Origin of the sequence: Lactobacillus isalae, assembly GCF_947539375.1 — a bacterium.
In the GTDB taxonomy this organism is placed as follows: Bacteria; Bacillota; Bacilli; order Lactobacillales; family Lactobacillaceae; genus Lactobacillus; species Lactobacillus isalae.
The window spans coordinates 480,808-498,593 of record NZ_OX443569.1; the positions used below are offsets into that span (position 1 = coordinate 480,808).

Consider the following 17,786-nt stretch of genomic DNA (forward strand, 5'->3'; position numbering starts at 1 on the left):
CTATAAATAATATTTATTCTTCTATGAAAAAAGGTAATCGCTGCATTATAGTTCAGCAACCTCCCTCGTACGGGAAAGACGGTAATCTTTTCTGAAATTGCTAGAAGAACCACTCTCAATAAAAATCATGTTCTTTTCATAGTTCATAGAAAAGAAATATTAGATCAAACTATTAGCACTTTTAAAAAACAGAATGTTAATTTTGATCTAACGACATTAGGCATGGTTCAGACTTTAACTAGACATATTGAAAATATACCCGAACCACAATTAATTATTGTAGATGAAGCTCATAGAGCCTTAGCAAAAAGTTACCAAAGAATCTTAAGCAACTTTCCAAAAGCAATAATTTTACTTTTTACCGCTACTCCTGAAAGAACAGGCAGTAAACAATTAGATCAGATTGCCGATGACATTATTGTTGGTAAATCAATTAGAGAACTTACTGATAAAGGTTTTCTAGCACCTTTCGACTACTATTCAATTGATGATATTGATACCAAAAAGCTTAAAAAATCTTCTACTGGAGATTATACAAACGCCAGTATGGAAGAAGCAGTTAGTCGAAAAATCTATGGTCATATTGTAAGTAACTATCAAAGATTAGCTGATGGTAAACAAGCAGTGATATTCACTTATTCAGTTGAAAGCGCCAAAGAAATAGCAGATGCCTTTAAAAAACTAAATATTTCAGCTGTAGAGCTTGATGGATCTACTCCAGATAATCTAAGGGATCGAATTGTAAAACAGTTCAGAGATAAGAAAATACGCATTCTCGTAAACGTTAACTTATTTACCGAAGGTGTCGATTTACCAGATGTTGATTGCGTGATTATGGCTCGTCCTACTCAAAGTCTAGCTTTGTACCTGCAATTCTCAATGCGTTGTTTAAATCCACGAGAAGGAAAACGAGCTATTATTATCGACCACGTAGCAAACTGGAAGACTTTTGGCTTACCAGATTCTGATAGAGATTGGAAGAAAGCAATCATTACTACTGATAAAGGTAAACGAAAGAAAAAAGAAACAGCCACTTTTGCAATTACGCAATGTGATTACTGTTTCGCAGTAGTTCCATCGGGGAAAGTTAAAGATGGTAAATGTCCTTATTGCGGTAAACCAATTAAAGTTCGGGCTAAAGTTGAGCAGACCAATGATGAACTTAAATTAATTAATGATAGAAAACGTGTGATTGATGAAATCTTACATGATGAAGTAATGCAAAAAGTAGCAGATAAGTCTCCGCATGATTTACATACCATGAAGGAACTGCAAGCTTATGCAAAACTACATCATTACAAGAGAGGCTGGGTATTTTACCAAGCGAAGATGAAAGGATTAATCAAGAAAAAATGAGTAAAGAAATTAGTAAAAATTATTTAGACGAAATAATTGAAAGAAAAGCAAATAAGAGAATAGATCAAATGTTAGAGAATTTATGTGGAGCTTTTCCTATAGAAATTAATGGAAATGGAAATCTCGGTATCCAATTTAATGATAAATGTGGTGAACTTTCGGGGACTTCAATTGCTTCTTTCAACCATTCCTCTGGTCTTTTAAATAATATGGGCAATGAAAATGAACTTAATAAATTTACTAATTGGCCTGAAATAAGAGAAAAATTATTTGAAAGATATAAAGAAGATGAAACTGATTATATTCTTAGACAACTTAATGGAATTAATACGTTTATTAACAATTATGATGAGATGGGATAAATGATAAAAAATAAATTTTTCTTATTTAAACCATGTTTTTTAATTTATTACAAGGATAGTAAAAATGGAAAATAGCATAGAAAAGAACATGAAAATAGCAAAAGCAAAACGGGCTTTAAGAGAAGCAAAAGAACACTTGGATAAAATTCATAAATTAGAACTATATTGCGTAAAGAAAGGATTCTTGAAAACAGGAGAACATATTACCTTTGAACAATTAAATGATTTGAATTTTTGGCAAAAGATTATTGAGCCTCTGTATGACGATCATGTAGAAATGAAATGGTTAATTACCAAGCCTACTCTTGAAGCTTCAGAAGATGATGTATTAAGCATAGTAGACAACGCAATTTCAAGTGAATTAATTTGAGGAGAAATAAATGATTAAATTTCCAGAAGATAAACCAAGAGTGCCTAAAAAAGAACCGCGATATTTCTTTATTTATGGCAAACCAATGAGTGGAAAAACATTCTTTGCTAGTTATTTTCCACATGCTTTAGACATTAACACAGATGATAATGCTGAGCAGAGTAGAGTTCCATTTGTTTCTTTACTAAAAGATGAAAATAACGAGCCTGTTTCTGATATAAGAGGACGACTTTTTGAAATTATAAAAGGCTTACCACAAACTTCATTTAAAACAGTCATCATTGACACTATTGAAGATGTTGTTGATGCAATAACTAAACAGATTACTGATGAAGCAGGAGAAAAATACATTTCTGACGGTAAATTATCTTACGGAAAAGGATCAGGTATGGTTAAAAAGGTTATCAATGATCTAGTCCTAGATTTAAAAGCATTGCCAGTTAATGTCATTTGGATAAGTCGGGAAGAAGAACAAACTGATATAGCTTCAGGAGTTACTAAGAATATCCCAGCACTTAAGCAAAAATATTACAACATTATAGCTGGTAACTGCGATTTAGTCATTAGAACGCAAAAAACAGGTAAAGAACATATCAGAGTAATTGAAGAAAAAAGAGCTGATTACAAACCTGAAGATATTTCTGATGAACAGGTTAGAAAATTGCTTACCAGCTGCTTAGGGATGTTTAACTAATGAAGAATAGACTAAAACAACTAAGAAAAGAAAAAAGCTAACTCTTATGGAATTAAGTAAAGAAGTTCAAATTCCTAATAATACTCTCAGCCAATATGAGAATGAAAAAAGAAAACCCAAACTAGAAACTTGGCAAGCACTAGCCGATTTTTTCGGTGTTTCAGTTCCATATTTACAAGGCTACTTAATAGCTGAGTGCCGTTGGTGTGGTAATAAGTTTGTCCTAACAAGTGACAAAGATAAAGATAGATATTTTTATTGTCCGTTTTGTGGTAGATCACCACTTACATTTAAAACAAAATAAAAGAAAGAGAGAACTATAAATGAGTTTATTAGATGTAGCAAACAAATTAGATGAATCAGGATTTGATCCAAATAAAGGTAAAGAAGCTAGTGGTAGAACAGAGCTTCCAGAAGGCGAATACTTAGTAAGTTTCGATAACATTACTCATAATGCTTCAGGAGATAAGGACTTCTTAATGCTTACATTTAAAGTTTTACAAGGCGAACATGCTGATGAAACTGAAAGTATTTTCCCTACATTAGCTGAAACAACTTCAACAGGTAAGGCAATGCCAGACTTCGTTATCAGTCGTGCTATTAGTCAAATTAAAATTGTAGGTGCAATGTGCGATATTGTAGTTCCTAATCAAGTTTTTGCGGGTAATTCAACCCAAGCTTATGAAGCAATTGTTCCTGTTCTAAGACCAGGTATTGGAACAATGATGAAACTTAAAAAGACACTTACTGAAAATAAAAAGAATCCTGATAGACCTTATTCCAATTATGAATTCAGTAAAGCTAAACAGCCATCAATGCCTAAGCCAGAAGACAGCACACCAACTGCTGATGAAGATCCATTCAAGGATGCAAAGACAGGTATGCAAATCGATTCTAACGACTTGCCATTTGATGTTAGCGATATGAAAGAAGGAAGCGATAAATAATGGATTTGAAAATTGCTAGAACACAGATTTACTTAGAACTCGAAGGTAAGACCTTGCCTATGTATACCACTGCTTCTTTTGATGATTTAGTCAATTTATTACCTGAACCTGGAGAAAGACGAACTAATATTATTTTGGAAGTGGCTCGTACTAAGGACGATAGATTATGGTATCCAAGTTGTGGTGAAGAACCACGTTGGGTAGTGGCTAACTTAAATAGTGCAAGCATTAAGAATTTTATTGAAGTAAGCGAACCTAGAGTGAGTGTAAATTATGGAGAATCTCGTTAATTTTGCGGTTAATTACGCAGAACATGGCTTTTCAGTAATCCCCATTAGCCATACGGAAAAACGACCATTAATTAAATTCGCTAATAAACCTGCTTTAACGCCTGACGAAATCAGAGAATTATGGAAGAGATACCCATTAGCCAACATTGCTTTAAAAACTGAAAATTTTTTCGTAATTGACGTAGACCGTCACGGAGAAGTAGACGGAATGAATTCAATCGTTAAATTAAAACATAATGAATGGTTTCAAAATACTCTATGCGAACGAACAGCGCATGATGGATATCATTTTTACTTTCAAAAACCAGCTGATAAAACCATTACTCAAAATATTGGTTTCTTACCTGGAGTAGACCTTAAGGCTCACGAAAACAATTATGTAGTAGTAGCGCCTAGTTCAATTGATGGAAAGCATTATAAATGGCTTAATCATAAACCGATTGCTCCTGCTCCTAAAGAATTGCTAGAACTTATTAAAGAAAAGTCTAAGTCGTTAAAGCCTTATGGTAAAGATAAGATGGCTAGCTATTCTGTATCAGGTAAAAATCAAACAAGCGAACTATTTGAAACAATAGTTAATGGATTTGGCGAAACAGGTGGCAGAAATAATGCCTGTGCCGCGTTTATGGGTGGTCTGCTATATCGTAACGTAGATCCTGAAATAGCCGTAGAACTAGCTAAAATTGCTAATTCTCACACCAAAGATAAATTGTCAGAAACAGAAGTAGAAACAACTGCTAATTCTATGATTGAAAAGGAAATTAGAAGGAGAGGTGCTTGATGGCACTTGATAAAAAGAATGTTGAGAAATTGCGTAAAGAGCAAAATCAAGGTTCTAGATTCCCTTATAATTTCTTACTCAATGCTAACGGTAATATTAAAACTACCAGTGTTACTAACGTAAAAATAATTATTGAAAATGATCCATTACTTAGGGATGTATTTCGATACAACGAATTTACGCAAAATATTGATGTAGTAAAAGATGTACCCGAATTACATATTGAAAAAGGCAAAACTTCTGATGACTATTCACTAGAAATTTTAGCTTATATCGAAAGTCAAGCTAAATATGGGCATACCAGCTTTAAGAACAAGCTAGTACAGGACGCTTTAATTTTAGCTGCAAGAAATAATTCTTATAACCCAATTATTACTTATTTTGATAAAGCTTATGAGAAGTGGGATCACAAACAACGTATTCCTAATTTCTTGCATGATTTTCTAGGAGTAGAACAATCAGGATTCGTTGAATGGGTTTCATATCTATTTTTTGTAGGAGCAGTAGCTAAAGCATATGATCCCAGTACTAAGTTCGACCAGGTTTTAGATTTAGTTGGTGGTCAGGGTGCTGGTAAAACTACTACTTTTAAGAAGTTAGCACCACTAGGCTATTACACTGACGACTTCAACACATTTACTAAAAAAGACGATTTAAGCAAGACTAGAGACGCTTTAATCATCAATGACGATGAATTGACCGCAACAAACAAAACATCGTTTGAGGAGCTTAAAAAGTTCTGTTCCAAGCAAGAATTTCGCTACCGCCTACCATACGGGCGCGGAGTAGAAGTTTTTCCCAGACGTTTTGTGATGGTCAGAACAACTAATGAACGCTATTACTTAAAAGATCAAACAGGTAACCGAAGATTTATGCCCGTACTTTGTGATATTGATAAACAAAAATTCAGTCCTGTATCTGATTTAACACCTGAATTGGTAGAGCAAATATGGGGAGAAGCAGTAGATCAATACAAGAACAATAAATTTTCATTGAAGATTGATAAGGCTCACTTAGCTTTAATCGAATTAAACTGTGAAAAATTTAAGTATAGCGACAGCTTTGAAGATGCAATTGATGAAGTTATTGAAAATGAATTAGAAAATCGACAATTTATAACTAATGATGAATTATTTATGAAGGTAGCTCCTGATGTAAATTTTTCTAAAAATAAGAAAATGGCTCAAAAATTGCAATACGTCATGGTAGCTAAATATGGATATGAAAAACGCCAAAAACGAATAAACGGTGAACGTAAGTGGGGTTATGAAAAGTGTCACTAGTAAAAATTATACGGTGTGACACCCTTGAAGCTTAGAGTTATAAGTGGTTAAGCGCATTCATGCGTTAAAAGTATATACTTTACGTAGTGACACCTATGAGCCTTACAGGCTCAAGACTTAAGACATACTGTCACAACGTCACTACTAAAATATAATAAAAAAATATTTTTATATAGGTATATTACCTATATACATTGATATAAAGGGATTTATAAGGATTTTTAATAGATATATTTAAAAGACTTTTTCAAACAACGCTGTGACACGTGACAAATATAGATAAACCTATATATACCAAAGGTTTAGATGCTGTCACAGGGGGGAATTACGTTGTGACATTAATTGGTAAACAATAATAGACAAAATACGAACTATTTAAATTAATAATCAATTAATATATGTATTTAAAAAGAACGAGGTAAAAAACAAATGGTAAACGATGATGTATATGTAGTAGAAATTATTGAACAATATAATATCGATGATCCCAGTTGTGTGACTAATTTTAATACTTATATAAAATTGTTTCGAGATATCGATAAGGCACGTGTGTATTTAAAATTAGTAAAACAAGCTTGGTTAGAAGATGAAGACATTGATCCTAAGGATATCTATGAACATTCAGATGAAATTGGAATTGAGCCGAATGAAATATCTAAATACGGTTTTAACTTACAAGCTGATATTCAAGCAAAGGAACTTAACTAATGAAAGTAATAGATAAGCGAAAAAAAGAGAAAAAATGGGAAGTCGGAGATGTGATTGATTATCACAACAACGGAGGAAAATCAAATTATGGACTAATTGTAGGACCGACATATGGTGATGAATATTATATTGCTTTTTTTGATAAAAATGGATTATCAACTGATGGATTTGTTCATACAGTGGCTATTAGGGGCACAAGCAGCGTTAATGAACTGATTAGAAAAATAAGTAGTAATTGGGACTGTGTTGAAAGAGTAAACGCTCATTTAGTTGTGGAGGATTAATAATGGAAATTATTAAGAATATTAATGACCCAGATTGGCAATGCAACGATTATTTTCAAATGTATAACGATGCTGAACAAGGATATGTTGTAGGCAAAATTGTTAAAAGTACTCAAGAAGATTTTGGCGACGGTGTTTCTTGGATTCCAATTTTTGATAAAACCGATAAACCTAAACCATTCTATTATGCTATTCACGCCACTCCTAATGAACTAATGAAAACATTTTATAGTGATTGGGATCATGTGGATAAAATAAAACCTATGGAAGTTGTTAACATTTTGAATAATCAATATGAATATTGGCATTTAGGGGATGTAATAAGCGATGGAGAACACTATGGACTAATTGTGAAAGATTATATGAAAGATTACACAGTTATGACACTAGGATTAGAAGACGATAAATCTTATGACGCTAATCGGCGTTTTAGCTCCATTTCTCTATTCGAATTACAAGATTTTTTTCCGACTGGCACAAAGTAAACGCAAAGCTGGTGATTGAATGATGTTATGTATGGCAAGAGGATATGTTGAAGGCTACAACCCCGATGTTAAATTAAGTCAGAAACAACTGATTAAAATGGTACATCAAATTCAGCCTAATGAACCATTACCTAAAAAGATAGATAGCTATGATATTAACCCCTGCAATGATTTTTCAGGACGAGGTATTATTTCTATTTTTTACAAACTGGGAGATTAACTATGAAGATTCAAGCACATAAAGATAAAAAAAAAACTAACCAAGAAACTATTGAAGATTGGCGCAGAGTAATTAAAGAAAGTAAAACTAGAAAAATAAAAAAGCAAAAACACAGATCAATATTAGCAGATATGGAGTTGAATGATGACTAGATTTGAAATAAAGCCTATGAACCAAAATAAGTGCCCATATTGTCAATTCCCTTCTGAGGGATACGAAAAAGACTTCATGGTCCAATTAGGCTATGAGAAAGAGTGCATGGCTATATCTGAACATAATGGTCATTTCTATATTACATGCGTTACAAACTATACAGCCAATGAAATTAATGGTATTCAAGAAAGATTTTCATTGGATATCAACTATTGTCCTATCTGTGGGAGGAAGCTATGAAAATTAGAGTTTGGTGGAATTATCCAGAAGTTTATGTACAACCTGAGGATAGATATGAGGATATTGAACTTCCCGATGACTACACGGAAGAAGAGATAAAAAGAGAAGTCGAAGAAGTGGCTTTTGAACGCTTTAACTATGGCTATAAAATTTTAACTAAGGAGAAAAAATAATGTTTTTAAATGGCGAAGATTGGAAATGTCCTAAATGTAAAACTGAAAATTATATAGGAGATAGTGTAAACGATGTGGCTACATCAAAAAGTTTAGAATATCTTGAAAATTATAATATTGATGTGCCATTTATTTGCGATAAGTGTGGTTTTAAAGAAGTATTACTAGTTACGTATGACTTAGCTAAAAATCGTTACGAAGTAGATTATGAAGATACAGCATTTTGTAATAAAGATACAAAATGGAGAGATAAGTTGCTCAAAGAAGCTGGATTAATCATGTATGAGGATCTTTAAATAAATGGAAATAGAAGTTGTAGGGCTTATAATTTATTTCATTTTCATAATAGTAATGATTACTTCACATTTTATTGATATTCGTGAACAGAAAATAACTCAAAGGGAAATTAACGCTTTAACAAAATTAGTAAATGAATATCAGAAAGATTCTGAACAATCATTTAAATTACTGAATGATGAATTGAATTTACTAGAAAGCAATAGTAAGAATCAAACTAAATATAATAATTTATTCACAGATCAGCTTATAAAACAATGGGTAGCAATAAAACTCATCGTTAATGAAATCCATAGTAGGAGATAGGAATGAAAGGAAAAGTAGCACTATTAGTATTAGGTGTTGGCTTACTAGCGACAGGGTGCGGATCTGCTCAAGCAGATGGACCTGAAAATATCAGTTTTGATAATGGAGAAAATTCAATTGTTGTTGATAGTAAAACAGGCATGGAATATATCAAAACTGAAATTATAACTAACAAAGGCTGGTATTACACTTATTGCCCACGATTTGATAAAGATGGTAAACCAATGATCTATAAGAAAGGAAAATAAAATGGCAGACAACTCAAATAAGAAATTAACAGGAAAACAATTATCGTTTAATGCTGATATTAAGAATTTTAAAGCTGATGGTAGTGATGTAGTGATTACACTTGTTGCTGATTCTAAGAAAATGAATTTAAACACACTTAACGAGATTGCACAAAATAAATTAACAGTAGATTTTACCAGCGTTCAAACTGAACTATTGCCAGAAAAGATTGAGGAAAAGTAATGGAAGATTTGAATTTAAATAAAGAAGAAAAATTGAAACACGAATTGAGAATTACTTTAGAAAAGGTTTATCCTGGTTTGGATTTTATAATTAATGGCTTACAGCTTGAATCTGATTCTTTCCATCATGGTGACGCTATTTTTTATCTTACAATTGATACTCATCTCTCTGATCGTGTAGATGTTATTAATTTAACAAATATGCCTATTAAGCAATCTACAATTAAACAACTAAAGAAAGATCAACAAAAGCATGGCTATAAAGAATTAACCACTATGGTTGCAGACGTATTGGAGAAGCATTATGACCATGACTAGACTATATAGCGTTAATGATAATGTTCTAGTAAAAATGGATATTGGTGAAGTTTATAGTCGTTTGTCGATGACAACGCCGTTCCCAGCAACAAGAGCGGATGGTCACCGAATTGTTATAAATCCTCAAGCTATATTTTATGTGGAAGAGGAGGAAGTCAATGCCTAAACATGATGAACATTATATTCAAAATCAAATTCTAGTAGCATTGTCTGCTAATGGGTGCGATATTTATCGCATTAATGTTGGTAAAGTGCCTGTAAGAGATAATACTGGTAAGCTAATAAGAATATTTAGAGCTGGTCCACCAAACGGGCATCCCGATTTATATGGATTTATCCATAAAACACATGAAATTTTTTATATCGAAGTTAAGGATGATAAAGGTAAACCACGTCCTGACCAGATTAGATTTCATGAACACTTGCAAAAAATAGGTGTAATCCATGGCATCGCTCGTTCAGTAGATGACGCTTTACGAATCGTAAATAATCGTGAGGTGGGATATGGCTTCGATAGTTAATTTAGTACATGAAGCGGAAAATGAATACGGAAGCATTGCTAAAGCTCCAATAAACTGCAAGCAGTTTGTTAAAGTCCGCTCTATCTTAAAATTTAAAGATCCTAAAATTGAACGAGTTGATATTGAAAGAATTTTAGGCTTTATAGAACGGGGCTATGTAGCGACTGAAATAGCATCAATCTGTAGAGTATCGTTAAGTACAGTTCAAATTGTGGCTCGTCAAAATGACTTAAAGTTTCATCAAATATATAAATATGAATATAAGTCAAATGACGGCAAGCACTATTTAAGCGCTAGTCGAAAAGCAATGCTTAATCGATTTCCATCATATTTAATTAAGAAAACTTTTATGAGATATAAAGATGTTCAACCTGGAACATTTTATTATGAGAAAGGAAAATGGAATTGGAAGTAAATTTTAAAGATATTAGCAATGAGATGACTAATATTTTAGAAGAAAAGAATAAAGCCTATGGCAATTCATTCGATCTCACAATGGATAAGTGGGGCACTAATGTAGCAGGAGCTAGATTAGACGATAAAATTAATCGTATAGATGGAATGCTGCAGGATGGTAATCTAGTAAAAAATGGAGAAAGCCTATTAGATAATTTATTTGATCTATCAGGATATTCGTTTTTACTGATTAGATATTTAGTAAATAAAGGCATATTTACAGAAGATCAAGTACGTAAATATTTTGCAGTATTAGATAATCAATAGTAATTAATTTTTAGATTTCAATATATAGTTTGCATTGGTATGTGTTAATAGCACATACCTTTTTTTGTGAATTTTTTTAAATGCTCTTATAATTGGTATAGAACATATTAAAGGAGCTGGTAGCACGTGAAACGTGCCGTTTTTCTTCATATCGAATCAATTTTGCGTGGCTATCCTCGCATGAATGATTACATTAAACAACGACTTAATAATAAGTATTATTCATTAGACGATGATAAGGCGGTTAGTGTTTTAGTTGAACAGCAAATGGTAGTAAAGAACTGTTTGGTTAACTCTACGGAAGAGGATCAGCAATTGATTGATAGTTTATATTTTCATCATGACCCTAATAAGACGCTTGATGGGGTAGCAATGGATTTAAACATCTCACGCAGTGCATTGTTTTATAAAAGAAATAAGTTCATGGAAGCAATTAGAAGGGGGTTAGGTTGGTAAATCATACGAAACCCAATCCGTTTAATTAATGGGCTACGATATTAATAGCAGTCGAACAGACTAAAAATTATTTTTCATTTTAAAACCCCAACCAGTCAATTAGATGGCTGGGGTAAAATTATTGACTTGACAGGTCGGTATTTGTTTTTCATTTTTTAATTTTTTGGGTGAGGAGTTGCATTTAGATGAAATTGATTTATTCTAAGAATACTCATAGATATATTTTGATTGTTCCGATGAATTTTAATTTTGAATCTTTTACTAATTTCAAAAGTAAATTTGCAAAATTAAATAATATTCCAGACAATCGTTTAATCGTATTACCTAAATAAAATTTAAACTGTATTGACATATCTGATGGATATGCCGAAGTATAAATCATTTATTTCAGTATTCAATCAATTAACAAATAAATTCTAATTATAAATTTTAATACTATAATCAATCATAGAGAGGTGTTTAAATTATCATGAAGTGCATATTGTGGAAGTCAGCTAGTGAACAACCAAGTGATAAATTAATTGAAGCTTTTCATGCTAAGAAAATTGATGGCTATTACGTTGGTGAACTAACCGAAGATGCAATTAAAAACTGCAAGAAATCATTCACAGTATGGAAGCCACAGTTTATACAATTGAGCTTAAAGGAACAAAAGATTATTAGTAAGCTTATTGGTATGTATGCTAAGTCATTAACAAACACTTTTAATGAACCAGAAGAAATAATTCCATGGATACTAGATACATATCCAGATCAAAGATAGAGAAATGGTTTATTAATCTTAGTTGCTAGTTGAGTTTGTGCGTGTAATCTCTTAGTAATTTGAGCAGTATAAAAGCGATGAAATAACTCATCGCTTATTTTTTTATATTCAATTTTCATTCGACTTTTCAAAAAAATAATTTTTTCTGTATAACATCCAGAATAAGGAGAAAAAGACGGGGTAGGTATAAAAGACCCCTTAAATAAAATCCATTAACACTTTGTAAGTACAAAAAGTAAGAACTTACAAAATGTAAGTATAACAGTGTTATTTTTAACCCGTTTTGTTTTCACAAATGGCTTTTTTTCTCTTACAAATCGAGTATATGCGTAGTTAATACCTGTGTTATTAGGTATAAGGCTTATTTTTTGTTTATGCTATTTTTTATATTGCTTATATAATAGGAAGAAAAAAGAATTTAAAAAATATTCAAAAAAAACATTGACAATTAACAAGCGTGTTAATATAATTTACTTGTAAATTGATTTAAGAAAGAGAGAGACAAAAAAATGAAAGATTTTAAAGTTAAAGACCCAATTTTTCACGAAAGCGGCTGGGCTTATAAGAATGAAGATGGGCAAGTTATCTTAGATAATGAATTTAACCTTTATAGATCAGGCACTAAATTAGTATTGAACAACGATAATTATACTATTAATTATAAAAAAACGCTTTCATTAAATTTTGATCTATCGAAAGAAAAGTTAGATGAAAAATGTAGGTTGAGTGTAGAAAGCGCGCGCCTGGTAACATGGGACATTTATGTGCCTTTTAACGATGATAAAGACGCAGGCGGATTTGTCGGAAAGCTAAACTTCAGAGACTCTAACAATAGCTGGTACATTTGGGACAATAACGCGGGTGTTGTGTGGATGCAAGCAGAAGATAAGTTCACAAGCGTAGCAGATGCAAGAAGAGCAGCAATTGAATTTATTAAAAAGAACGCAAGAGCGTATATAGATGATAACGGCGAAATCTCTTTAAAATGGAATTAGATAAAAAATGTAGGAGGTGAGTAAATGAAGAAGCAAAGTATAGCAAACCGTAAGAGCTTAGATAGATTAGCTAAAAAAGACCCTGCAAAGTACGAAGAAAAGAAAAGGCGTAATCGTTTCTTTTCTGCTAGGTCTTTCATAAGATTGCACGCGACAGAAAGCGAGCTAAAAGAATTACTTGAAATAATTCAAGAAAAATTAAAAAAATAGTTGACACGACTAACACGCGTGTTATAATAAATATGTAAGTTAATTAAGGCAACAAAAAAAGCCGTCTAAGTACTGGCATACTTAAACGGCAAGTGTTAAAACTTACTAACTATTGTGAAACGTATTAGAAAAGATTTAACGTGAAAATTATATCACGCTTTTAAAGTCTTTTCTAGTACAACTAAGAAAGGACTTTTTTTATTATGACTACAGAATATTTTACAGAAAAAGAAATTTTAGAAACTATTAAAAATAATATTGATGGTTACATAGGTTTACCAGATTATACCTTTGAAGACTTTTTCAATGATCTTTTTAATACTAATGAATATTTTATCGGCTACAAGAAGGCAGAGGACGCATTAGAAAAATACGGCGTTTTTAAAGCATTAGAAGAAGTTCAACGCTGGGACGAAGAAAATTATGGACATTGGGAAACAGACTACACAAACACTGAAACTATAGCTAACATGCTTGAATATATACATGCTTATGATGTTTTTGATTCAATTATAAGTAATGCACCTGGCGAAATTGATTGGGGTAGCGATTTATCTCGTAAAAATATTAAAGCTTTCAAAGAAGCTTTAAATGAGTTTTAAGCGGGGTGTTAGCCATGTTAAAACTATTAATTTTTCTATCATTATTTAATACAACAGTAACACCGAACTATAGCCCACTGGGCAAAACGGAGTTTAGAGACACTATAAACACGCAAACTTTAAAGCATGAAACAATCATACTTACGCCCGTGCAAGCGCGCCAATTCGACAAGTACGGCGAAATTGCATTCGATGAGATGAAATAAGCAGGTATCACAGTAGATAACTATTTACTTTTAGGGAAGCAACTATTATACTTATACCCGTTTAGAATAAGACTTTCAATGATGTGGAAAAAATAGCAGAAAACGAATTAAAATAATGGAGGTATTATTATGGATGTCGAAAAAACAATTTGAAAAAATGCACCGTAAATATATGGACGATATTAATTATAAAGGCTCTATTTATCACACTATCTATAGTGATGATACTTGCATAGATGACGGCTTGCCGTTTGCTTATGCCTATAAAAAAGGCAACAATAGCATATATAAGGTGTATTTCAAGCCTGTTGACGGTTGGCAAGATATGGACGACGCGAGCAATTGGGTAGATGATTGGGAAGCTGATATACACCACATCGACCAAGCAACAAGCGACGTGAGTGAGTTTATGGACTTACTTCAACAACTAAATTAATTATTAAGCTGGTAGAAATACCAGCTTTTTTTATTACCTAAAATTATAAATTTTAACCGTCCTTTTTATGCTCTTTTTATATCTACACATTTTACATTTACATATATAATTTAAATATTTAAAGGCTAGTAACTCACTAGCCTTTTTCTATGCACCTTTATTGTTTTGGACTTTTTAAGGACTTTTAAGCGTCTTTTTACCTGTAAAGTATAAGCATACTAATTAATAAATAAATCGCTTAGAGCTGATTATATTAGCTATTTACTGCATGATGTGGTTTGATAGCTAACACACTACATATAGATACAAATGAATATAAGCCGTTTTAAGCGTATTTAAGGAAGATAAGTATGATAACACATAAGTGCAATAAAAGCGGTTGTAATAGGTTAATTTCAACTAATCAGAAGTATTGTGATAAGCATCAACACTATTACTCACGTAAATACGATAAGCAGCGCATGACTAATAAGTTAACTCGGAACTATCGTTTATTTTATCAGTCGAAAGCGTGGAGAGAATTAAGAGAGTACAAGCTTAATAAAAATCCATTGTGCGAAAGATGTTTATTACATAAAAAGCATACTTTAGCAACAGATATACATCATAAGCATGATGTATTTAACCATTGGAACGAACGTTTACACTTAGAAAATTTGGAAAGCTTATGCAAGCCGTGCCATGAGAAAATTCACAAACTCGGGTATTATAACGGCTTGTTATAAAATTATAACGGTTACAAAAAGTAAGAGTATCCCAAACATTTGATCCCCCTATGGTTGAGCCATTTCGCTAACCGTCCCGCAGTTTTCCTCACGTAAAATTCCTTAAATGAAAGTTTTTTAGGTTGTAACGGCGTTACGAAAAGCCCGATTTTACGCAGTTTTTACTTTAGAAAGGTCGTGAAAATTCACAAATGGCTGGAAGACCAAGAAAGCATTCCACACAAGATAAATCTCATAAAACTAAAGCTGAAAAAGAGCTAAGAAAAGAAGAAGAGCAGTTTGCTGGATCAGAAAACTTCAAGCATTTGGGAACTAAGCCACCTAAATCTTTAATGGATGTAACTGCAAGAAATGAATATAAGCGTGTTGTTCCTTTATTAATTAATTTAGATATCACAGCTTTAGATCAAACGTTGGTGGTTAACTACTGTAATTCCTACTCCCTCTACTTACAAGCGATTAAAGCCGTTAAAAAGGAAGGACTGGTTGTTAATGGCAGAAAGAATCCTGCATACAACATTTATTTAGATATGCAAAAGGAACTTAGAGCAACAGCTGGTCAACTAGGAATGACTTTAGATAGTCGAATGAAACTTGTTAAGCCTGAAAATCATGAAGAAGAAAAAGATCCATATGCACAGGTAGGTGATGTTCAGTGATTGATGAAACTACCAGATATGCGCAAGAAATTGTGGGTTTAAAGATACCTGCTAATAAAAAAACGCGTCAGGCAGCTAAAAGACACCTAGATGACCTTGAGAAGTCAAAGAATGACGACTATCCGTACTACTTTGACGCTAAAAAGGCAGAGACTGTCATTAACTTTATTAGCTCTTTACCTAACCCAGATGATGGTCAGCCTATGAAGTTGGTTAATTTCCAAGCGTTTATTGTTGGTTCATTGTTTGGCTGGAAGAAAAAGAAAGATGGTCTTAGAAGATTTACCTATGCTGTCATCTCAATGGCACGTAAACAAGGTAAATCAATTATTGTTGCTGGTATTGCATTGTATATGCTGGTTTACGAAAAGAACCCAGTAATGGCACGCCAGATTTATACTGCTGCAAATAAGCGAGATCAAGCAAAACTTACTTTTAACTATGTGGTTGATTTCTTAAAACCACTTAGATACAAGTCGAAATTTTTTAGAAAACGTACTCGAATTAAACGAGACACTATCGAAGATACAGAAAGTAGTTCATTTATTACTCCACTCTCAAATGATGTTAAAGGAATGCAAGGTTTGAACACGATGCTAGGGATTCTTGATGAGCAGGCCGATTCTACTGATAGATCAGTTCTGGAAGCTATTCAGAAATCTCAACGTCAACAGAAACAGCCACTGACTATTATTATTTCAACCGTTTCGGATCAGATTAATGGTTGGTTTCATGAAACAGAATATAAGTACGTTACCAAGTTACTCAATGGTGATGTGGAAGATGATACTTACTTTGCTGTTTGGTATGAGCAGGACAACGAAGAAGAGCTGGCTGATCCTAAGAATTGGATTAAATCGAACCCTATTCTTTATGACGAAAAAATCCGTGAACACTTACTTCCAAAACTAAAAGAAGACTGGAAACGTGCCCAGGACATGGAAACTACTACTTCTTCTAAGATTTATACCTTTAACATGTGGCAACAAGCCAGTGAGAATTCCTACATTAACGTAAAAGATTGGTCAACTATTCGAATTGATAAAACACCTGATTTATATGGCAGGGATGTCTACTTAGGCCTTGACTTAGCCCGTGTAGGAGACCTATCAGCTGTGAGCTGGTGCATACCAATTGATGAAGATAGTAAGTTCTATGTTGGCTCTCACGCGTTTGTTGGTACTCGTGGAGGAATAGAGAACAAGATACAGCGAGATAAGATTGATTATCTTGCTTTACGAAAACGGGGAGAAGTTACCTTAAGTAACTTGCAGAGTGGCAATATTGATGACCAACAGATCATTGATTACATTTACAACTTCATTGGTCAATATAACTTAAACGTTAGATCAATGTGCTATGACCGCTACTCTGCAAATCACATCATAGATACGTTTAATGAAGATGGTTATCTCATGGTTGATGTAGCTCAAGGATTAGCTACTTTGTCTGAACCGACTAAGCAATTTAGGAAATTTGTTCAGGATAAAACTATTGAACATGGAGATAATCGACTGCTTGAGATTGCGGTTAACAATGCAATTGTTAAAGAGAATAATGACGCAGTTATTTTGGATAAAACAATGTATCGCAATAAGATTGACCCTTTAGCAGCATTAATCAATGCGTTTACTCAAGCGTATCTATATGACTTCTCTCTTGTTCATAAGAGAGACGATGATTTTTATGAAAACGAATTTCACTTTTAAAACTATTAGTCTATGCATTTTAGCTAATATCCATACCTTATTTT

Annotated in this window: 33 protein-coding genes; all 33 read left to right on the forward strand. The window is 32.8% G+C overall.

The annotated features are described in order from the left end of the window. Positions 1–96: 96 nt before the first annotated feature. Positions 97–1,356, forward strand: coding sequence for a DEAD/DEAH box helicase (locus QM512_RS02290; protein ID WP_317133743.1), 1,260 nt, complete (start codon positions 97–99; stop codon positions 1,354–1,356). Further along, positions 1,353–1,718, forward strand: a complete 366-nt coding sequence (locus QM512_RS02295; RefSeq protein WP_282805915.1) for a hypothetical protein — start codon at positions 1,353–1,355, stop codon at positions 1,716–1,718. Before QM512_RS02290 ends, QM512_RS02295 begins: the two co-directional genes overlap by 4 nt. Before the next feature lie 64 nt (positions 1,719–1,782). Beyond that, positions 1,783–2,088 carry a hypothetical protein gene (locus QM512_RS02300; RefSeq protein WP_282805916.1) on the forward strand — a complete coding sequence of 102 codons (306 nt, stop codon included), beginning with the start codon at positions 1,783–1,785 and terminating at the stop codon, positions 2,086–2,088. A gap of 10 nt (positions 2,089–2,098) precedes the next feature. Beyond that, positions 2,099–2,782 (forward strand): AAA family ATPase, encoded by a 684-nt coding sequence (locus tag QM512_RS02305; RefSeq protein WP_179219483.1) that lies wholly within the window; start codon positions 2,099–2,101, stop codon positions 2,780–2,782. A gap of 46 nt (positions 2,783–2,828) precedes the next feature. Then, positions 2,829–3,086: a helix-turn-helix domain-containing protein gene (locus QM512_RS02310; RefSeq protein ID WP_282805917.1), complete on the forward strand. Its 258-nt coding sequence runs from the start codon at positions 2,829–2,831 to the stop codon at positions 3,084–3,086. Between the two features lie 19 nt (positions 3,087–3,105). Next, positions 3,106–3,729: a hypothetical protein gene (locus QM512_RS02315; protein ID WP_282805918.1), complete on the forward strand. Its 624-nt coding sequence runs from the start codon at positions 3,106–3,108 to the stop codon at positions 3,727–3,729. Then, positions 3,729–4,019, forward strand: a complete 291-nt coding sequence (locus tag QM512_RS02320; RefSeq protein ID WP_282805919.1) for a hypothetical protein — start codon at positions 3,729–3,731, stop codon at positions 4,017–4,019. Before QM512_RS02315 ends, QM512_RS02320 begins: the two co-directional genes overlap by 1 nt. Then, positions 4,003–4,800, forward strand: a complete 798-nt coding sequence (locus tag QM512_RS02325) for a bifunctional DNA primase/polymerase (RefSeq protein WP_094496527.1) — start codon at positions 4,003–4,005, stop codon at positions 4,798–4,800. Before QM512_RS02320 ends, QM512_RS02325 begins: the two co-directional genes overlap by 17 nt. Continuing rightward, a complete protein-coding gene (locus QM512_RS02330) occupies positions 4,800–6,083 on the forward strand; it encodes a virulence-associated E family protein (protein WP_282805920.1) in 1,284 nt (427 codons plus the stop codon). Before QM512_RS02325 ends, QM512_RS02330 begins: the two co-directional genes overlap by 1 nt. 429 nt (positions 6,084–6,512) lie before the next feature. Continuing rightward, entirely contained in the window at positions 6,513–6,791 is a 279-nt protein-coding gene (locus QM512_RS02335; RefSeq protein ID WP_282805921.1) for a beta/alpha barrel domain-containing protein, read from the forward strand. After that, on the forward strand, positions 6,791–7,075 hold the full coding sequence (locus QM512_RS02340; RefSeq protein WP_282805922.1) for a hypothetical protein: 285 nt from the start codon (positions 6,791–6,793) through the stop codon (positions 7,073–7,075). The genes QM512_RS02335 and QM512_RS02340 overlap by 1 nt, the downstream gene beginning before the upstream one ends. 2 nt (positions 7,076–7,077) lie before the next feature. Continuing rightward, on the forward strand, positions 7,078–7,560 hold the full coding sequence (locus tag QM512_RS02345; RefSeq protein ID WP_282805923.1) for a hypothetical protein: 483 nt from the start codon (positions 7,078–7,080) through the stop codon (positions 7,558–7,560). Positions 7,561–7,591: 31 nt separating this feature from the next. Then, complete coding sequence (locus QM512_RS02350; RefSeq protein ID WP_282805924.1) at positions 7,592–7,780, forward strand: hypothetical protein; 189 nt, start codon at positions 7,592–7,594, stop codon at positions 7,778–7,780. A gap of 2 nt (positions 7,781–7,782) precedes the next feature. Continuing rightward, entirely contained in the window at positions 7,783–7,932 is a 150-nt protein-coding gene (locus QM512_RS02355) for a hypothetical protein (RefSeq protein ID WP_282805925.1), read from the forward strand. Between the two features lie 237 nt (positions 7,933–8,169). Further along, positions 8,170–8,346 carry a hypothetical protein gene (locus QM512_RS02360; protein WP_282805926.1) on the forward strand — a complete coding sequence of 59 codons (177 nt, stop codon included), beginning with the start codon at positions 8,170–8,172 and terminating at the stop codon, positions 8,344–8,346. Beyond that, positions 8,346–8,642: a hypothetical protein gene (locus QM512_RS02365; protein ID WP_282805927.1), complete on the forward strand. Its 297-nt coding sequence runs from the start codon at positions 8,346–8,348 to the stop codon at positions 8,640–8,642. Before QM512_RS02360 ends, QM512_RS02365 begins: the two co-directional genes overlap by 1 nt. A gap of 4 nt (positions 8,643–8,646) precedes the next feature. Then, on the forward strand, positions 8,647–8,949 hold the full coding sequence (locus QM512_RS02370) for a hypothetical protein (RefSeq protein WP_282805928.1): 303 nt from the start codon (positions 8,647–8,649) through the stop codon (positions 8,947–8,949). Positions 8,950–8,951: 2 nt separating this feature from the next. Next, positions 8,952–9,197 carry a hypothetical protein gene (locus tag QM512_RS02375; protein WP_282805929.1) on the forward strand — a complete coding sequence of 82 codons (246 nt, stop codon included), beginning with the start codon at positions 8,952–8,954 and terminating at the stop codon, positions 9,195–9,197. 1 nt (position 9,198) lies between these two features. Beyond that, entirely contained in the window at positions 9,199–9,420 is a 222-nt protein-coding gene (locus tag QM512_RS02380; protein WP_282805930.1) for a hypothetical protein, read from the forward strand. Next, complete coding sequence (locus QM512_RS02385; protein ID WP_282805931.1) at positions 9,420–9,737, forward strand: hypothetical protein; 318 nt, start codon at positions 9,420–9,422, stop codon at positions 9,735–9,737. The genes QM512_RS02380 and QM512_RS02385 overlap by 1 nt, the downstream gene beginning before the upstream one ends. After that, on the forward strand, positions 9,724–9,903 hold the full coding sequence (locus QM512_RS02390; RefSeq protein ID WP_282805932.1) for a hypothetical protein: 180 nt from the start codon (positions 9,724–9,726) through the stop codon (positions 9,901–9,903). The genes QM512_RS02385 and QM512_RS02390 overlap by 14 nt, the downstream gene beginning before the upstream one ends. Continuing rightward, positions 9,896–10,258 carry a VRR-NUC domain-containing protein gene (locus tag QM512_RS02395; RefSeq protein WP_282805933.1) on the forward strand — a complete coding sequence of 121 codons (363 nt, stop codon included), beginning with the start codon at positions 9,896–9,898 and terminating at the stop codon, positions 10,256–10,258. The genes QM512_RS02390 and QM512_RS02395 overlap by 8 nt, the downstream gene beginning before the upstream one ends. After that, positions 10,242–10,673, forward strand: coding sequence for a hypothetical protein (locus tag QM512_RS02400; RefSeq protein WP_282805934.1), 432 nt, complete (start codon positions 10,242–10,244; stop codon positions 10,671–10,673). The genes QM512_RS02395 and QM512_RS02400 overlap by 17 nt, the downstream gene beginning before the upstream one ends. Further along, a complete protein-coding gene (locus QM512_RS02405) occupies positions 10,658–10,981 on the forward strand; it encodes a DUF1599 domain-containing protein (RefSeq protein WP_282805935.1) in 324 nt (107 codons plus the stop codon). Before QM512_RS02400 ends, QM512_RS02405 begins: the two co-directional genes overlap by 16 nt. 126 nt (positions 10,982–11,107) lie before the next feature. Next, on the forward strand, positions 11,108–11,437 hold the full coding sequence (locus QM512_RS02410; RefSeq protein ID WP_282805936.1) for a hypothetical protein: 330 nt from the start codon (positions 11,108–11,110) through the stop codon (positions 11,435–11,437). Positions 11,438–11,906: 469 nt separating this feature from the next. Beyond that, entirely contained in the window at positions 11,907–12,200 is a 294-nt protein-coding gene (locus QM512_RS02415; RefSeq protein ID WP_282805937.1) for a hypothetical protein, read from the forward strand. Positions 12,201–12,709: 509 nt separating this feature from the next. After that, a complete protein-coding gene (locus tag QM512_RS02420) occupies positions 12,710–13,195 on the forward strand; it encodes a hypothetical protein (protein ID WP_282805938.1) in 486 nt (161 codons plus the stop codon). Between the two features lie 24 nt (positions 13,196–13,219). Continuing rightward, on the forward strand, positions 13,220–13,405 hold the full coding sequence (locus tag QM512_RS02425; RefSeq protein ID WP_282805939.1) for a hypothetical protein: 186 nt from the start codon (positions 13,220–13,222) through the stop codon (positions 13,403–13,405). A 203-nt stretch (positions 13,406–13,608) separates the two neighbouring features. Continuing rightward, on the forward strand, positions 13,609–14,007 hold the full coding sequence (locus QM512_RS02430) for a hypothetical protein (RefSeq protein WP_282805940.1): 399 nt from the start codon (positions 13,609–13,611) through the stop codon (positions 14,005–14,007). 339 nt (positions 14,008–14,346) lie between these two features. After that, positions 14,347–14,649 carry a hypothetical protein gene (locus QM512_RS02435; RefSeq protein WP_282805941.1) on the forward strand — a complete coding sequence of 101 codons (303 nt, stop codon included), beginning with the start codon at positions 14,347–14,349 and terminating at the stop codon, positions 14,647–14,649. A gap of 461 nt (positions 14,650–15,110) precedes the next feature. Continuing rightward, the gene (locus QM512_RS10230; RefSeq protein ID WP_394358296.1) at positions 15,111–15,374 is read left to right on the forward strand and encodes an HNH endonuclease; all 264 of its coding nucleotides are present in this window, start codon (positions 15,111–15,113) and stop codon (positions 15,372–15,374) included. A 191-nt stretch (positions 15,375–15,565) separates the two neighbouring features. Further along, positions 15,566–16,033: a phage terminase small subunit P27 family gene (locus QM512_RS02440; protein WP_282805942.1), complete on the forward strand. Its 468-nt coding sequence runs from the start codon at positions 15,566–15,568 to the stop codon at positions 16,031–16,033. Then, complete coding sequence (locus QM512_RS02445) at positions 16,030–17,742, forward strand: terminase large subunit (RefSeq protein ID WP_282805943.1); 1,713 nt, start codon at positions 16,030–16,032, stop codon at positions 17,740–17,742. Before QM512_RS02440 ends, QM512_RS02445 begins: the two co-directional genes overlap by 4 nt. The last annotated feature ends 44 nt before the right edge of the window (positions 17,743–17,786 follow it).

Excerpts from the sequence above, each read along its gene's own strand:
- QM512_RS02405 (WP_282805935.1), top strand. The coding sequence starts at position 10,658 with ATGGAATTGGAAGTAAATTTTAAAGATATTAGCAATGAGATGACTAAT.
- QM512_RS02365 (WP_282805927.1), top strand. The coding sequence starts at position 8,346 with ATGTTTTTAAATGGCGAAGATTGGAAATGTCCTAAATGTAAAACTGAA.
- QM512_RS02415 (WP_282805937.1), top strand. The coding sequence starts at position 11,907 with ATGAAGTGCATATTGTGGAAGTCAGCTAGTGAACAACCAAGTGATAAA.
- QM512_RS02420 (WP_282805938.1), top strand. The coding sequence starts at position 12,710 with ATGAAAGATTTTAAAGTTAAAGACCCAATTTTTCACGAAAGCGGCTGG.
- QM512_RS02345 (WP_282805923.1), top strand. The coding sequence starts at position 7,078 with ATGGAAATTATTAAGAATATTAATGACCCAGATTGGCAATGCAACGAT.
- QM512_RS10230 (WP_394358296.1), top strand. The coding sequence starts at position 15,111 with ATGACTAATAAGTTAACTCGGAACTATCGTTTATTTTATCAGTCGAAA.
- QM512_RS02320 (WP_282805919.1), top strand. The coding sequence starts at position 3,729 with ATGGATTTGAAAATTGCTAGAACACAGATTTACTTAGAACTCGAAGGT.
- QM512_RS02440 (WP_282805942.1), top strand. The coding sequence starts at position 15,566 with ATGGCTGGAAGACCAAGAAAGCATTCCACACAAGATAAATCTCATAAA.
- QM512_RS02310 (WP_282805917.1), top strand. The coding sequence starts at position 2,829 with ATGGAATTAAGTAAAGAAGTTCAAATTCCTAATAATACTCTCAGCCAA.
- QM512_RS02330 (WP_282805920.1), top strand. The coding sequence starts at position 4,800 with ATGGCACTTGATAAAAAGAATGTTGAGAAATTGCGTAAAGAGCAAAAT.
- QM512_RS02430 (WP_282805940.1), top strand. The coding sequence starts at position 13,609 with ATGACTACAGAATATTTTACAGAAAAAGAAATTTTAGAAACTATTAAA.
- QM512_RS02425 (WP_282805939.1), top strand. The coding sequence starts at position 13,220 with ATGAAGAAGCAAAGTATAGCAAACCGTAAGAGCTTAGATAGATTAGCT.
- QM512_RS02325 (WP_094496527.1), top strand. The coding sequence starts at position 4,003 with ATGGAGAATCTCGTTAATTTTGCGGTTAATTACGCAGAACATGGCTTT.
- QM512_RS02380 (WP_282805930.1), top strand. The coding sequence starts at position 9,199 with ATGGCAGACAACTCAAATAAGAAATTAACAGGAAAACAATTATCGTTT.
- QM512_RS02375 (WP_282805929.1), top strand. The coding sequence starts at position 8,952 with ATGAAAGGAAAAGTAGCACTATTAGTATTAGGTGTTGGCTTACTAGCG.
- QM512_RS02435 (WP_282805941.1), top strand. The coding sequence starts at position 14,347 with ATGTCGAAAAAACAATTTGAAAAAATGCACCGTAAATATATGGACGAT.
- QM512_RS02385 (WP_282805931.1), top strand. The coding sequence starts at position 9,420 with ATGGAAGATTTGAATTTAAATAAAGAAGAAAAATTGAAACACGAATTG.
- QM512_RS02305 (WP_179219483.1), top strand. The coding sequence starts at position 2,099 with ATGATTAAATTTCCAGAAGATAAACCAAGAGTGCCTAAAAAAGAACCG.
- QM512_RS02395 (WP_282805933.1), top strand. The coding sequence starts at position 9,896 with ATGCCTAAACATGATGAACATTATATTCAAAATCAAATTCTAGTAGCA.
- QM512_RS02390 (WP_282805932.1), top strand. The coding sequence starts at position 9,724 with ATGACCATGACTAGACTATATAGCGTTAATGATAATGTTCTAGTAAAA.
- QM512_RS02350 (WP_282805924.1), top strand. The coding sequence starts at position 7,592 with ATGGCAAGAGGATATGTTGAAGGCTACAACCCCGATGTTAAATTAAGT.
- QM512_RS02335 (WP_282805921.1), top strand. The coding sequence starts at position 6,513 with ATGGTAAACGATGATGTATATGTAGTAGAAATTATTGAACAATATAAT.
- QM512_RS02360 (WP_282805926.1), top strand. The coding sequence starts at position 8,170 with ATGAAAATTAGAGTTTGGTGGAATTATCCAGAAGTTTATGTACAACCT.
- QM512_RS02315 (WP_282805918.1), top strand. The coding sequence starts at position 3,106 with ATGAGTTTATTAGATGTAGCAAACAAATTAGATGAATCAGGATTTGAT.
- QM512_RS02370 (WP_282805928.1), top strand. The coding sequence starts at position 8,647 with ATGGAAATAGAAGTTGTAGGGCTTATAATTTATTTCATTTTCATAATA.
- QM512_RS02295 (WP_282805915.1), top strand. The coding sequence starts at position 1,353 with ATGAGTAAAGAAATTAGTAAAAATTATTTAGACGAAATAATTGAAAGA.
- QM512_RS02300 (WP_282805916.1), top strand. The coding sequence starts at position 1,783 with ATGGAAAATAGCATAGAAAAGAACATGAAAATAGCAAAAGCAAAACGG.
- QM512_RS02400 (WP_282805934.1), top strand. The coding sequence starts at position 10,242 with ATGGCTTCGATAGTTAATTTAGTACATGAAGCGGAAAATGAATACGGA.
- QM512_RS02340 (WP_282805922.1), top strand. The coding sequence starts at position 6,791 with ATGAAAGTAATAGATAAGCGAAAAAAAGAGAAAAAATGGGAAGTCGGA.
- QM512_RS02355 (WP_282805925.1), top strand. The coding sequence starts at position 7,783 with ATGAAGATTCAAGCACATAAAGATAAAAAAAAAACTAACCAAGAAACT.